Source organism: Alcanivorax sp. (assembly GCF_019431375.1).
GTDB classification, from domain to species: Bacteria; Pseudomonadota; Gammaproteobacteria; order Pseudomonadales; family Alcanivoracaceae; genus Alcanivorax; species Alcanivorax jadensis_A.
Genome location: NZ_CP080267.1, coordinates 1563785 through 1577985, shown reverse-complemented (window position 1 = coordinate 1577985; position 14201 = coordinate 1563785). Strand labels below are relative to the sequence as shown.

At 59.9% G+C, this 14201-nt stretch carries 16 protein-coding genes and 1 riboswitch; of the genes, 5 read left to right on the top strand and 11 right to left on the bottom strand.

Annotation, left to right across the window (positions count from 1 at the left end):
- Positions 1-46: 46 nt before the first annotated feature.
- The 11 genes from uca to KZ772_RS07200 all read right to left on the bottom strand — a co-directional run bounded on the left by uca (position 47) and on the right by KZ772_RS07200 (position 11042).
- Positions 47-3637 (bottom strand): urea carboxylase, encoded by a 3591-nt coding sequence (gene uca, locus KZ772_RS07250; protein WP_290539457.1) that lies wholly within the window; start codon positions 3635-3637, stop codon positions 47-49.
- 85 nt (positions 3638-3722) lie between these two features.
- On the bottom strand, positions 3723-4364 hold the full coding sequence (locus tag KZ772_RS07245) for an urea amidolyase associated protein UAAP2 (RefSeq protein WP_290539128.1): 642 nt from the start codon (positions 4362-4364) through the stop codon (positions 3723-3725).
- Positions 4365-4408: 44 nt separating this feature from the next.
- Positions 4409-5125 (bottom strand): urea amidolyase associated protein UAAP1, encoded by a 717-nt coding sequence (locus KZ772_RS07240; RefSeq protein ID WP_290539127.1) that lies wholly within the window; start codon positions 5123-5125, stop codon positions 4409-4411.
- A gap of 10 nt (positions 5126-5135) precedes the next feature.
- Positions 5136-5927 carry an ABC transporter ATP-binding protein gene (locus KZ772_RS07235; protein WP_290539126.1) on the bottom strand — a complete coding sequence of 264 codons (792 nt, stop codon included), beginning with the start codon at positions 5925-5927 and terminating at the stop codon, positions 5136-5138.
- 13 nt (positions 5928-5940) lie between these two features.
- The gene (locus KZ772_RS07230; protein ID WP_290539125.1) at positions 5941-6759 is read right to left on the bottom strand and encodes an ABC transporter permease subunit; all 819 of its coding nucleotides are present in this window, start codon (positions 6757-6759) and stop codon (positions 5941-5943) included.
- Between the two features lie 63 nt (positions 6760-6822).
- Positions 6823-7887, bottom strand: coding sequence for a putative urea ABC transporter substrate-binding protein (locus KZ772_RS07225; RefSeq protein ID WP_290539124.1), 1065 nt, complete (start codon positions 7885-7887; stop codon positions 6823-6825).
- A gap of 56 nt (positions 7888-7943) precedes the next feature.
- A riboswitch (guanidine-I (ykkC/yxkD leader) is annotated at positions 7944-8086 on the bottom strand.
- Between the two features lie 186 nt (positions 8087-8272).
- Positions 8273-9058 carry a dienelactone hydrolase family protein gene (locus KZ772_RS07220; protein ID WP_290539123.1) on the bottom strand — a complete coding sequence of 262 codons (786 nt, stop codon included), beginning with the start codon at positions 9056-9058 and terminating at the stop codon, positions 8273-8275.
- A 25-nt stretch (positions 9059-9083) separates the two neighbouring features.
- The gene (locus KZ772_RS07215; protein ID WP_290539122.1) at positions 9084-9401 is read right to left on the bottom strand and encodes a hypothetical protein; all 318 of its coding nucleotides are present in this window, start codon (positions 9399-9401) and stop codon (positions 9084-9086) included.
- Positions 9402-9480: 79 nt separating this feature from the next.
- On the bottom strand, positions 9481-10023 hold the full coding sequence (locus tag KZ772_RS07210) for a glutathione peroxidase (RefSeq protein WP_290539121.1): 543 nt from the start codon (positions 10021-10023) through the stop codon (positions 9481-9483).
- A 71-nt stretch (positions 10024-10094) separates the two neighbouring features.
- On the bottom strand, positions 10095-10457 hold the full coding sequence (locus KZ772_RS07205; RefSeq protein WP_290539120.1) for a HopJ type III effector protein: 363 nt from the start codon (positions 10455-10457) through the stop codon (positions 10095-10097).
- Between the two features lie 189 nt (positions 10458-10646).
- On the bottom strand, positions 10647-11042 hold the full coding sequence (locus KZ772_RS07200) for a hypothetical protein (RefSeq protein WP_290539119.1): 396 nt from the start codon (positions 11040-11042) through the stop codon (positions 10647-10649).
- Between the two features lie 334 nt (positions 11043-11376).
- Between KZ772_RS07200 and KZ772_RS07195 the strand changes: the two genes are divergently transcribed.
- The 5 genes from KZ772_RS07195 (at position 11377) to KZ772_RS07175 (ending at position 14090) form a co-directional block, all read left to right on the top strand.
- On the top strand, positions 11377-11697 hold the full coding sequence (locus tag KZ772_RS07195; RefSeq protein ID WP_290539118.1) for a GIY-YIG nuclease family protein: 321 nt from the start codon (positions 11377-11379) through the stop codon (positions 11695-11697).
- The gene (locus KZ772_RS07190; RefSeq protein ID WP_290539117.1) at positions 11681-12271 is read left to right on the top strand and encodes a LemA family protein; all 591 of its coding nucleotides are present in this window, start codon (positions 11681-11683) and stop codon (positions 12269-12271) included. The genes KZ772_RS07195 and KZ772_RS07190 overlap by 17 nt, the downstream gene beginning before the upstream one ends.
- Positions 12271-12984 (top strand): TPM domain-containing protein, encoded by a 714-nt coding sequence (locus KZ772_RS07185; RefSeq protein ID WP_290539116.1) that lies wholly within the window; start codon positions 12271-12273, stop codon positions 12982-12984. Before KZ772_RS07190 ends, KZ772_RS07185 begins: the two co-directional genes overlap by 1 nt.
- A complete protein-coding gene (locus tag KZ772_RS07180) occupies positions 12984-13595 on the top strand; it encodes a TPM domain-containing protein (RefSeq protein WP_290539115.1) in 612 nt (203 codons plus the stop codon). The genes KZ772_RS07185 and KZ772_RS07180 overlap by 1 nt, the downstream gene beginning before the upstream one ends.
- A gap of 282 nt (positions 13596-13877) precedes the next feature.
- Entirely contained in the window at positions 13878-14090 is a 213-nt protein-coding gene (locus KZ772_RS07175; RefSeq protein ID WP_035249117.1) for a hypothetical protein, read from the top strand.
- Positions 14091-14201: the final 111 nt, after the last annotated feature.

Here is a 14201-nt window from a genome sequence, read left to right as displayed (position 1 = left end):
CGCTCCAGCCTGGTTCCTGCCGAAGGCAGGATGACGTTCTGTCGGTTCAGTCCAGCACCATCATCGCCTGGCCCGCATTAATCTGCTGGCCTTCCTGGCGGGTGATGGCAATCACCTTGCCGCTTTGCGGGGCACAGATTTCGATTTCCATCTTCATGGATTCCAGCACCACCACCACATCGCCTTCCTTCACGTTATCGCCTTCGGCCACGTTCAGTTTCCAGATGCTGCCGGCTACCGGAGACTCCACCGGCGTGCCGGCAATGGGGTCGGCACTATTGTCCGCATCCAGATCCTGCTCGGACTGGAAGTTGATCTGGCCGCTGGCCACCCAGCGTTGCAGTTCTTCATCGAAGGCCAAGTTACGGGTGTCAGTGAAGGTGGTGATGTCCTGCTGGTTGTCATCCAGAAACTGCTGGTACTCCTTCTGGCTGAAGGTGGTCTCTTCGGTGCGGATCGGGTACTGGCCCTTGGGAAAATCCCGGCGAATCTGATTGAGCTCCTCGTGGCTCACTTCATAGAAACGAATCTGATCGAAGAAGCGCAGCAGCCAGGGCTGATCAAACGCCTCTGTTTGCCGGTAACGGTTCCACATCTGCAGGGTGCGGCCGACAAACTGGTAACCGCCGGGGCCTTCCATGCCATACACGCACAGGTAGGCACCGCCAATGCCCACGGAGTTTTCTGCGGTCCAGGTGCGGGCCGGGTTGTACTTGGTGGTCACCAGGCGATGGCGGGGGTCGTAAGGCGTCGCCACCGGTGCGCCCAGGTACACATCGCCCAGGCCCATCACCACATAGCGGGCAGTGAACAGAATCTTCTTAACCTCGTCGATGCTGTCGAGTCCGTTGATGCGGCGAATGAATTCCAGATTGGACGGACACCAGGGCGCATCCTTGCGCACCGACTGCATGTATTTTTCGATGGCCTGATGGCAGGCCTGGTCATCCCAGCTCAACGGGATATGCACGATGCGCGATGGCACTTCCAGATCGTCCTGCTGTTGCAGGGCGTGTTCCGCCTGGGCCAGTGTTTCCAGCAGCTCTGTGCGGGGCAGTTGCTGAGGATCGAAATGAATCTGCAAGGAGCGAATGCCCGGAGTCAGTTCGATGACGCCATCCAGCTGCTGTTCCTGCAGCCACAACATCAGCGCATGGGCCCGGAATCGCAGGCGCAAGTCCAGCACCAGCGGGCCGTATTCCACCAGCAGGTAACGGTCGCCGGCGGCCCGGTAAACGACTTCCATGCCGGCGTCGCTTTCGCTCAGGCGGTTGAGAATCGGGGTGGTAATCGGGGCCGGACTGACCTGTTGTTCCGGTGCGCTCAGGGCGGCCACACAAGCGTCCTGTTCTGCGGCAAGCGCATCCGCATCGGTCAGGCTGATGGCTGCAAAGCGCAGGGTGTCGCCGGCCTTCAGCTGACCCAGTTTCCAGCGGTCCGCCAGGATCACCGTGGCCGGGCAGACAAAGCCGCCCAGGGAGGGGCCGTCCGGGCCCAGAATCACCGGCATGTCGCCGGTGAAATCCACCGTACCCACGGCGTAGGCGTTGTCATGGATATTGGACGGGTGCATGCCGGCCTCGCCGCCGTCGCTGCGTGCCCAGCCGGGTTTGGGGCCGACCAGGCGCACGCCGGTACGGCTGGAGTTGTAGTGCACCTGCCAGTCCGTGCTGAAGAACATGGCCATGTCGTTGTCGGTAAAGAAATCCGGCGCACCGTGGGGGCCGTAGATCACTCGCAGGGTCCACTGGTTGTTCAGCGATGGTTTCAGATTCTCCGGCACCACAAGATCGCTGTTGGCGCCGTTGTCGGGGGAGAAATGCAGCACATCCCCGGTGCGCAGGGCGCGGCCACCATGGCCACCGAACTGACCCAGGGTAAAGGTGCTGCGCGATCCCAGATACGGCGTGCACTGAATGCCGCCGGCAATGGCCAGGTAGGCACGGGCCCCCTCGCCGACGACCTTGCCAAGCTTCAGGATCTGGCCCGGCTGTATGGCAATGGCGGTATAACCGGGAACCGGATTGCCATCCAGGGTCGCCTGCATGTCCGCGCCGGTGAGGGCGATGCGGGTGGCCTGATTGAATTTCAGGGTAGGGCCGTTGAGGGTGAACTCCAGCCCGGCGGCGTTCTCCTCATTACCCAGCAGGCGATTGCCCAGACGAAAACTCAGGGCATCAAAAGGGCCGGACGGCGGTACGCCCACCGGCCAGTAACCACTGCGCCCGGGGTAATCCTGCACGGTGGTCAGGGTGCCGCCGGCCAGTACATCCAGGGTGAACGGCTGGTAGCGAAAGTCATTGAGATAGCGGGTGGTCATCTGGCCGTCGGCAAATACCGGGTCGGCAAGAATACTGCGCAGATAATCGCGATTGCTTTCGATGCCTTCGATGCAGGTAGTTGCCAGTGTATTGTGCAGGGCGGCCAGCGCTGCGTCGCGGCTGGCTTGGTGAACAATCACCTTGGCCAGCATGGGGTCGAACAGAGGCGAGACGGTGAGCCCGGCTTCGATCCAGTGATCAATACGCAGGGCCTGGCCGTCGGCCTGGGGAAAGGTGACGGCGGTAAGCAGGCCGGCGCTGGGCTGGAAATCCTTGTTGGGATCTTCCGCGTACAGCCGTGCCTGAATGGCGTGGCCACAGACGGTCAGGTTGGCGGCCAGGCTGTCCAGCGGGGGTAACTCACCGGCGGCCAGTTTCAGCATCCACTCCACCAGGTCCACGCCGTAAACCTGTTCGGTAACGCCGTGCTCTACCTGCAGGCGGGTATTCACTTCCAGAAAATAAAAGGCGTTGCTGTCCTGGTCGAGAATGAATTCCACGGTGCCGGCGTTACGATAACTGACCGCTTCCATCAGTGCCTTGGCAGTGGCCTGCAGTTCGCTGCGAACCGTGTCGGGCAAGTTGGGTGCGGGGGTTTCTTCCAGCACTTTCTGGTGACGGCGCTGGGCGGAGCAATCGCGCTCGCCGAGGGTGACTGCGTGACCCTGTCCATCACCGAAAACCTGCACCTCGATATGGCGGGCGCGGGCGATATATTTTTCGATAAAAACGCCATCGTTGGAAAAATTATTGGCGCTTAATCGGCGCACCGTATCCCAGGCCTTGTCCAGGCTGGCGGCGTTTTCACAGATCTGCATGCCGATGCCGCCACCGCCGGCGGTGCTTTTCAGCATCACCGGATAGCCGATCTGTTCAGCGGCCTGTAGCGCCGTGTTTTTGTCCTTGAGCAGATCGGTGCCGGGCAGTAAGGGCACACCGGTGTTTTCCGCCAGAGCACGGGCAGTATGCTTCAGGCCGAAGGTGTCCATTTGTTGTGGCGTCGGGCCGATAAAGGCAATGCCACGGGCTTCGCAGCCCTGCACAAACTCCGGGTTTTCACTGAGAAACCCGTAGCCGGGATGCACCGCCTCGATGCCGTGCTGTTCCATCAGGGCAAACAGGGCATCCTGATTCAGATAGGTCTCGCGGGCACTGCCTTCACCCAGACAGTAGGCCTCGTCGGCCTGGGTCACATGGAGGGAATCCCGGTCCGCTTCCGCGTAGACGGCCACGGCGGTAACGCCGAGTTTTTTCAGGGTGGCAATAACACGGGTGGCAATGGCGCCGCGGTTGGCAATCAACACTTTGTTGAACATGGCGATGTCTCTTTGACGGCTGACGGGTCGTCCCGTCATGGCATTCTCTGGCCGCCGGGGTCGTCCCCGGGGAAGTGCGGATAAATCAGTGGTCCCAGATCAGCACTTCAATGGGTGTGGGGTTGTAACCGTTGCAGGGATTGTTGAGTTGCGGGCAATTGGAAATCAGCATCACTACATCCATGCAGGCGGTCAGCTCCACATATTTTCCCGGGGCGGAAATGCCATCCTCGAAGGTGAGGCCGCCGTCGGCGGTGACCGGCACATTCATGAAGAAGTTGATGTTGTGGGTGATGTCCCGTTTGCCCAGGTCAAACTCCGGGTGCTGGTTAACGGCCAGCATCCAGCTGTCCCGGCAGGCGTGCATGCAGCGCTTTTCCAGGTCGTAGCGCACGGTGTTGCTTTCCGTGGCGCAGGCGCCGCCCAGGGTGTCGTGGCGGCCACAGGTATCGGCCACGATCTCCAGCAGCGGGTTGATGCGGTTGGACATCAGCACGGTACCGGCGGTGAGATAGACGTTGCCCTGCTCGCGAATGGTGTCCATGGCGCTGTAGCGTTCCGCCGGGTCGGCGGCGCTGTAGAACAGGGTATCGGCGGCCTGATTACCTTGCAGATCCAGCAGGCGAATGGTCTGGCCCTTTTTTACCCTGTGGATGAAGTAATCCCCGGCGGCGACCACTTCACGGAAGCTGGCCTGTTCCGGTTGTCGGTGGCTTTCTTTGATCATGGTTCTTTCCTTCGCGCCTCAAGCGGCGCTCCTACAAAAAATAATTAAAGGCCCAGGTGGTACAGGCGATTGTTCTCGAAGGCGCGGGCGTTTTCCGGGCGGTAGTTCTTGCAATAGTCATCGCCGGTTACCGGATCGGCCTGGATCATCTCGATCTGCACCGGCCGCATCGGATAGTCTGCCGCCGGGTTCAGCGGATGCGGGCAGGTGTGCAGGATCACCAGGGTGTCCATCTCGAAGCGCAGGGTGACGCTGGCACCGGCGCGGGAGGCGCTGGCATCAAAGATCAGATTGCCGTCATCGTCGGTCATGACTTTGGAAAAAAGATTCAGGTTGGCGGCCAGGTCCCGTTCGCCCAGGCCGTACTTGGCCAGCTCGGTAAGAAAGCTGTGCTCGCCGCTCAGGGTCCACTGGTTGTGATGATCCTGATAGGTTCTGACCGGGTATTTTTTCTGCAGCTTTTTTTCGCTGAGCGTGCCGCAGACGGTGTCGTGCCAGCCGAAATCGTCGTCGACGATTGAGGCGAACACCCGGCCCATATCCGAGTACAGGCAGTTGCCCCGGGTCAGCTTGAAGGTGTGCTGACCTTTCAGGGTATCCGGGGCGTTGTAGCGTTCCAGCAGGTCTTCCGGGTTGTACATCAGCAGGGAAAGGTTGGCGCCACCTTCCACGTCGGTAAATCGCAGTTGCATGCCACGGCGCACCCGCATCGACCAGTGGGCGCTGCCGGGCAGGGTGGTGGTGTAAAGACTGTCGCTCATCAGGCGCTCCTTACAGGATGTCATGGAGAGCGCGGCTGGTATCACCCACGCTTCGATTAATGTTTGTCAGTGTGCCGCTTTCGCAGTCACCCACCGGCAGGTCGTAGGTCACCCGGGCGCCATAGGCACCGGGAGCCTGAGGGTCCAGACGGGGCTTGTCGAATACCCACAGCCGGGTGCCCAGATAGAAGCCTTCGGTAATGTCATGGGTGATCATGAACACGGTGAGTCGCTGTTCCTTCCACAGCGACAGCACCAGCTTGTGCATGTCGGCACGAATACCCGGGTCCAGGGCGCCGAAGGGTTCATCCAGCAGCAGGATGCGCGGTTTCTTGATCAACGCCTGGGCCAGGGCCAGCCGTTGTTGCATGCCGCCCGACAGCTCGTGGGGGTATTTATCCACGGCATGGCTTAGGCCCACGTTTTCCAGCATGGCCAGGGCGTCTTTTTGCAATTGCTTGCGGCGTTTGCCGAAGCTGATGCCCAGCCAGCGGCTGTGCTGCAGTTCGCCGCCCAGCATCACGTTTTCCAGGGCGGTCAGGTGGCTGAGTACCGAGTAACGCTGGAACACGATGCCGCGGCTGTCGTCCGGTTCGCCGGGCAGGGGCTTGCCATCCAGCAGTAGCTCGCCACGGCTGGCTTGCTCGGTGCCCAGCAGCAGTTTCAGGAAGGAGGTCTTGCCGCAGCCGGAGGCGCCGACAATGGTGACGAATTCGCCTTCTTCCACGGTGGCGTTGAGCCGTTCCAGCACCACCTGGTCGCCGTATTCCTTCCACAGGTTTTTCATTTCAATAATTGCCATCGTTATCTCTCCGTTAATGGCCCTGTTGATGGAACCAGGGGTAGCGCCATTGCGAATAACGGCGCAGCAGGAAGTCGATGGCGAAGGCCAGCAGGGTGATCCACACCACATAGGGCAGAATCACATCCATGGCCAGATAGCGCCGCACCAGGAAGATGCGATAGCCCAGCCCTTCGGTGGCGGCGATGGCCTCGGCGGCGATCAGGAACAGCCAGGCCGGACCCAGTGACAACCGCACGGTACCGATCAATCGCGGCATCAGTTGCGGCCATACCAGGCGGGTAATGATCTGCCAGGTATTGGCACCCAGGGTCTGCAGCTTGATGATCTGCTCGTCAGGAATTTCCAGCGCCCGTTGCTGCAGGTCACGAATCAGAAAGGGCGTAATGCCGATGATGATCAGCATCACCTTGGCCAGTTCTCCCAGGCCGAAAATAATGAACAGCACCGGCAGGATCGCCATGGGCGGTACCAGTGACAGGCCGGTCACCAGCGGTGACAGGGTCGAGCGGATATAGGGAATGGTGCCGTTGCCGATCCCCACCACCAGGGCAACCAGGGCGCTGATGACCACGCCGATGCCCAGCCGTTGCAGACTGGCCAGGGTGTCGTTGAGCAGCAGGTAGTCGCCACTGCGCTTGCTGGGTTCGAATGCCATACGCTGTATCGCATCCACAAAACTGCCCAGCTCTGGCAGCAATTTGTCGTTGGGGTTTTCCGTCAGGCGCGCATCGGAGGCCACCATATAGACAATCAGCAGCAGCACGAAAGGCAGCAGGCCCAGTGCCCAGGTACCGACACGTCCCGGTTGACGGTTGATCAGTTTTTTCATGGCAGTTCCCGGTGATGTCTGAAGCGTCAGACGTCCGGCATCAGACGTCTGACGTTGTTTGCCCTACAGCTTCCCTTCGGCTGCCATGGCCATGTAATCCGGGATAAAGCGCAGCTTCACGTTGCTGTCGCTGCCATAGATGCCCGCCGGGGTTTCGATACCCACAAAACCGGCGTCCGGGGCGCCTTCGCCCAGTAGCCCATGCTGGAAGGAAAATTCCGCCACTTTCTGCATGGTGTCTTTCAGCTCCGGGCTGTTGACGAAGGCCACGGCCTCGGCGGGCTGATAGAACATGCGGGTGGAATCCAGTTGCGCTTCATAGCCGGCCAGGTCGGTGCCGGAGGCGTTGGCCATGAAGGTGCGGGCGGCCTTGCCGGCCTCATCATCGGCGGACATGGTGGCCATGATCTCGTACCAGGCACCGGTCAGTGCCTTGCCGAAATCCGGGTTGGCTTCCAGGGTGTCGGTGTTGACCACCATCAGGTCGATGATTTCACCGGGGATTTGTGCGGAGTCGAATACCTTGTGGCTATCCGGCATGGCGGTGATTTCGCTGAGCAGCGGGTTCCAGGTGGCAACGGCAGTGACGCCCTTGGTGGTAAAGGCAGAGACCAGATCCGCATCTGAGGTATTCACCACGGTCAGGTCGCGCTCAGTCAGCCCCACGGTTTCCAGTGCCCGCGCCAGCAGGTAGTGGGAAACGGACAGTTCCACCAGGTTCACCTGCTGACCCTTGATGTCAGCCAGCTTGTCGGTGCCCTTGAGAACCACGCCGTCGTTACCGTTGGAGAAGTCACCCACGATCAGGGCGGTGGAATCCACCCCGCCAGCGGCGGGAATGGTCAGCGCATCCATGTTGGTCATGGCGCAGCCGTCGTATGCACCGGCGGTGTACTGGTTGATGGATTCCACGTAGTCGTTGATCTGTACCACGTCGATTTCGATGTCGTACTTGGCGGCCCACTTGTCGACGATTTTTTGTTGGGCACCGTAATCCCACGGCATCCAGCCCACATAAATGGACCAGCAGATGCTGAAGGAATCTTTGGCCAGTGCGGTGACCGGCATCAGGGATGTGAACAGGGCAAGTGCTGCAACGGCAGCGGTCTTTCGTACGGAAAGGGTCATCTCGGACCTCCTTGGCTACGGACGATGAGGAATCCAATGACAACGTGGTCATCGTGTCCTCCCGGGCTTTTGTCCCGCCGTGTAACCTTCAGCCGCATGTGCTGCGGAACGACTGCAAGAAGGTCGACTGCTCTCGGACCAGGCATCGGCTGCGCGCTGTCTGTCGGCGCAGGCGACCGGAACCCTAGCGGTCTATTGGTGCAAATTGTGTTGAGTGCTTAATGGCAACGTGGCCATTCGATTCCTCTCCCTGAGACAAAGCAAAGGGGATGCCAAGTGGCGATAGCAAGGAAAATCAGGAGGTTGGCGCGGAGGAAAAACGAATCGGGGAGAAAGGTGGGCAGTGACAGGGCATCGCGTTCTGCAATGCCCCCAACTGGTGCGGTTATTTGGCGTGGGGCTTATGCTCGATGAAATCCACCAGCGCCTTCCAGCTCACCTGGTCCGCATGGGCATCGTAGCCCACCGGCATGTCGAAGCGTTCCGCCACCGCATCCGCTTTCGGATTGGTGAAGCTGTGCTTGACGCCGGGGAAGCTGAGTAGCTGGAAGTCGGCGCCGGCCTCGGTCATTTCCTTCACGAAGCCGATGACTTGCTCGGCGGGAATCATCGGGTCGGCCTGGCCGGTGGCGGCGAGAATGCGCGCCTTGATGTCACCCTGCTTGGCGGGGGTGTCGGTGCCCAGGGTGCCATGGAAGCTGGCCACGCCGGCCAGGTCGGTGCCCATGCGTGCCTGGTTCAGTACCACGCCACCGCCGAAGCAGTAGCCGATGGCGAACAGACGGCCAGCTTCCACCTGTTGTTGTTTCAGCATCATCTTGCGGGCGGCTTCAAAGCGGGCGTTCATTTTTTCCGGCTCGGCCATGGCGGATTTCATGAAGGCTTCTGCATCCTTGGGGTGGGTGGCCACTTTGCCGGTGCCGTACATGTCCACGGCCAGGGCGGTATAACCGGCCCGGGCCAGCATGCGGGCCCGGTCGCGGGCGTAATCGTTCAGGCCCCACCATTCGTGGATCACGATCACACCGGGTCCGGGCTTTTTCTGCTTGTCATTCAGATACATGACGCCGGTGCCCAGGTCGTCGGGCAGGGTGACCTGGGTTTCAATGATGTCGCTGAACGCGGTCTGACTCATCATAAACAGGGATACCAGCAGCAGAAGCCGTTTCATTGCAGATCCTTCTTGGCAGTTTGAATTATTTGTCGTGCCACACCCAGCGCAGCGGTTCGCCGAAATCATCATAAATCAGCTTGCGGGTGGGGCGGTGGTTGAGACGTTGGCGGCGCGGTTTGTGCTTGCGCGCGTCGATGGTGGCGGCCACCTGGCTCAGGTCGGTGCGCTGGGGCTGGCGTGGGCCATTGAACAGCACAGTCTGGTGCCCTTTCCCGTGCACCGGGTCGGTACCACTGACGCCACGGGGGATCTCCTTGATCTCTCCGCCCTTGGACAGATAGCGCTCCATATCGCGCTCAAGCTGATGGCGTTGCTGTTCTTTGCTGCTGCGAACCTTCACGGGACTCACCGCCGGGTAATAATGGGTGACCGTTCACAATATCAGCCTCTGCCGGGAGCATCTACCTCCTCACAGCGGCTTACTGACCAAGCGCCTCACGGATGGCGGCTTCCAGCTCGCCGCCTCGCGGCTCCGCGGATGCCGGAAAATGGCGTACCCCGGAGCCGTCCGCGGGTATCAGGTACTTGTTGAAGTTCCAGCCCGGTGCCTGGCTGGCGGCGCTCAGGGCCCGGAATACCGGGTTGGCGTTGTCGCCTTTTACCGCACTGGTGGCGGCCATGGGGAAGGTAACACCGTAATTCACATAACAGACTTCCGCGGTGTCAGATTCGCTATCCAGCTCCTGGCGGAAATCATCCGATGGGAAGCCAATCACGATCAGGCCCTGCTCCCGGTAGGTCTGATAAAGCGCTTCCAGATCTTTGAACTGCGGGGTGTAGCCACACTGGCTGGCGGTGTTCACCACCAGCGTCAGCCTGTTGCGGGTCAGGGCACAGAGATCCAGGGTCTGCTGGGAATGCAGTTTCCTGACGGTGGTATCCAGGGCGTCGGCACAGCCATCTGCTGCCTGCACCGCGGGTGTCAGTAAAAAAGCTAACAATAGCCCCAGATAGCGCGCCATGATGATCTCTCCATGAAATTGTCTGCACAGGATTCACGAAAGCCGGTCAAGATGGCGCGAAGGGGGTCACATTATCGAGCAACCAGTGCCGGGGTATCGAAGTGCACCTGTTTCAGACCATGGCGCATGAAGGTGCGGATATTGGCGTGGTCGGTGCCCTCCGGGTTCCCCAGGACATCGTGGCGAAAGAAATGCCCGAAGCAGGCCAGAGTCTGCTCATCGGAGAGGTTGTTGAGTTTGGCGAAGGCAAAGATTTTGCAGGACCCTTCATTGGTGCCTGCTTCATTCACCACCAGATCATCACCGCTGCCATTGGTAAAGCGGGCAGGGGTGTAGTCATAGTGCTCGGCGATGACCTCTTGAACCTGCTCGAAGGCAACGGCATCGGGAACCAGTTTCAGAGCAAACAGCAGAGTTTGAAGGGAATTGCTCATGGGCAGTCCTGTTCCGGTCAGAGAAAGGCGCAAAGGGTAGCGGCATCATCGGGACAGGGGAAGGGGGGCATGGTTACCCGTTGGAGCTTTGTTCACAAAGCGAAGAGGTTCCCAAACCACTTTGGGAATTCGCCTTGCCAGCAAGGCTCCAACGGTGGGTGCTGCCCCGTTCTTCTTTCAGACAGGTGGTTACTGCAATGCGGGGTCTTTCGGCAGCACCATGCCGGTGCCTTGCAGCGGGTTACAGTTCTTCAGCACCACCTTGCCTTCCAGCATATTGCCCCGGGAGTATTCACGGAAAATGCATTCGTTGGTGTTCGGGTCGTAATTTTCAATCCACAGATTATCGCCCTTCCAGGTGGCGCTGATGTGGTACTGCTCTTCCGGTACCTTGATGTTCATGGTGCCGCCAAAGCGTTTCACAAAAATCTGTTCCAGCCAGAAGTAGTAGGCCAGGGTAGCCACCAACCAGATCACGGCGGCAATAATCAGCGCCGGCTTCCATTTTCCCAGACGCACGCCGATACCGAACAGGGCACCGATGACAAGTACGGCAACGAGAAACCAGTAAAGGTAGGTAATCATTTTTTCATCTCCTGGGAGCCTCTGGATAACACCTTGCGTACTCAGCGTGGCCTGAAGGGTGCAGCTGTTGTGTTTTGTCGCGACGGACAGGGTGGGCTCCTTTCCTAGCGACAAAGCGCAGCAGATGTGCCCTTCAGGCCTCGCCCTCCGGGGCTTCCAGGCTGGCTCACACTCGTTGTTGCACTTTCTCGACAGGCAACCAGCATGTCTTCAAAAGTGCGCCTAGATTGTGAGCCAGCCTGAAAGCCTGAGCATGCAAGGTGTTATTCAGAGGCTCCCTTGTCTTGATCGTCTCTGGCATCATAGCAACCTGTTCAAGGTCAGGTGTAAAACCATGCAAGAGTGGTGGGTGTATATGCTGCGCTGTGCGGACCGGACGCTTTACACCGGCATCAGCACCGAGCCGGCCCGACGCCTTTACGAGCACAACCACAGCCCCAAGGGGGCACGTTACACCCGTGCCCGCCGGCCGGTACAGCTGGTGTTGCTGGTGCCCGCCGGAGATCGGGCCTCGGCATCACGGCTGGAAGCTCGCCTCAAGCGGTTGACCCGTGGTGAAAAACAGCAGTTACTGGCGAACCTGCGCGACGATAAGCGCAAGGGACCGCTGTCATTCTGGATTGAAGGAGCAGAGAACCATGACACTTTGGCGTAGCCTTTTTCTGGTCATGCTGGCCGGCTGGCTCAGCGGCTGTGGCATCAACAATATTCCTACCTACGATGAGCAGGTCAAAGCGGCCTGGTCGCAGGTGGAAAATCAGTATCAGCGCCGGGCCGATCTGATCCCCAACCTGGTTAATACCGTGAAGGGCTATGCCAGTCACGAGAAGGAAGTGCTGGTGGACGTGACCCAGGCCCGTGCCAAGGTGGGCTCCATCCAGGTGGATGGCAACATGCTCGATAATCCGGAAAAGCTGAAACAGTTCGAGCAGGCCCAGCGCCAGCTCGGCTCTGCCCTGCAACGCTTGATGGTGGTGGCGGAACGCTACCCGGACTTGAAGGCCAACCAGAATTTCCTGGCGTTGCAGTCGCAGCTGGAAGGCACCGAGAACCGTATCAGCGTGGCACGCCGTGACTACATTGCCGCCGTGCAGCAGTACAATACCGAAATCCGTACTTTCCCCGGGCGGCTGTGGCACAGCTTCCTCTACAGCGACATGGAAATGCGTGAAACCTACGAAGCCACCGCGGAAGATGCGGATCAGGCGCCGGCCGTGAACTTTAACTGATGCGGTTATTCACGCTCCTTGTGCTGCTGTTGGCGTCGCCCTTGTGGGCGGCGCCGGAATTTCCCGAACTCACCGGCCGGGTGGTGGACAACGCCAACCTGATGACCGCCGCCCAGCGCCAGAGCCTTACCCAGGCACTGGCCTCGGCGGAACAGAACACCTCCAACCAGGTGGTCGTGGTAACCCTGCCGGATCTGCAAGGTTACGAGATCGCCGATTACGGTTACCAACTGGGCCGCCATTGGGGCATTGGCAGCAAGGAATCCGATAACGGTGTTCTGCTGATCGTGGCTCCCAAGGATCGCAAGGTCCGCATCGAAGTGGGTTATGGCCTGGAAGGGGTACTCACCGATGCGCTCTCCAGTGTCATCATCCAGCAGGAAATCCTGCCCGCCTTCCGCCAGGGCCAGTTCTATGGCGGTATCCAGGCCGGTGTCACCGCCATTCAGTCGGCCATCAAGGGCGAATATGAAGGCAAACGCCAGCCCCTCGACAAACCCAGTGGCCTCAAGGCCCTGCTGATCCTGATCGGCATGGTGGTAGTCACCTTCCTGCTGTCCTTCGGGGGCGGTGGCGGCCGGGGTGGCCGTCGTGGCGGCATGTTCCTGCCGGTGCCCATGGGCGGTTTTGGCGGCGGTGGTGGTTTCGGTGGCGGCGGCTTCGGCGGCGGCGGTGGTGGATTCGGAGGCGGCGGCGCCTCAGGAGGTTGGTAATGTTGCTGGATAAAAACGCACAGGAAACCCTTTCCCGGACCATCGGTGAACAGGAAAAACGCACCGACGCGGAGCTGGTCACAGTACTGGCCCGCCAGGCAGATGATTACCGCTACGTGACCTTGTTGTGGGCGGCACTACTCTCCCTGCTGGTGCCGGTAGCCCTGCTGTTCCTGCCGGTCTGGCTGACTCCCTTTGAAGCCCTGCTGCTGCAATGGGGCGTGCTGCTGGTTCTGGCGGTACTGTTCCGGCTCAAGCCGATGCAGTTCCGGGTAGTACCGCGTCGCCTGCAACGGATGCGCGCCGCCGGCCTGGCCCGGCAGGCGTTTCTGGAGCAGGGCCTGCACCGCACCCGTGGCGGCACCGGCCTGCTGATCTTCGTCAGCGAGGCGGAACATTACGTGGAAATCCTGGCGGACCAGGGCATTGCCCGCCATGTGGACGACAGCGAGTGGCAGACCATCGTGGATGCCTTCATCGCCCGGGTGAAAGCCGGCCGGGTGGCAGAAGGCTTCCAGGAATGCGTGGCCGCCTGCGGCGACAAGCTGGCTACTCACGTACCTGCCACGGAACAAAAAAATGAGCTACCCAATCACCTGATCATGCTCTGACCGACGAATGGTTAACCCCTTCATTTTCTTGATAAAAAGCCTGCCATGTGCAGGCTTTTTTACTGTGAAATCAGGCGCTTGACCGACTTCGCATTTTCTTGAATATGAGCAAACAGGGTTATTGCACCCGGTAACGGCTTCCGGTAACAAGGTAAAGCAAACGTAAAATGTACAAATAAAAAATACCGATACACCCCGAGAAAAGGGTGGACGGTCGTCACCTCAAAGCAGGGTCGCCATGGGCCTTGATGTAGCTGCTTTGACACAGCGAGGAGAGAGACGATGAGACTGTTTCGCGAAAAGAGCGCTGCTGCCATCCCCCCGGTGTTGATCACCGAATCCAACGACGTGGAGCGCCTCAAAGCCATCGCCCGCAACACCGCCGCCTTCGACCTGGGGGTCCAGGACGTGGAGTGGGAAAATGATCTTCCCGACGATCACGGCTGCATGCGCCTGAAACTCAGCGGCGACTATTACTTCGTGATCCGTCCCTGAGAGCATTGTCGATCTTGCGGCATACCCCGGTGTCTGCAACCGGAGAGCAGTAAACCTTCACCGGCGAATACCCTGCGCCTGCAGTGGCATTTGCCCTTCTGGCATTCCTCT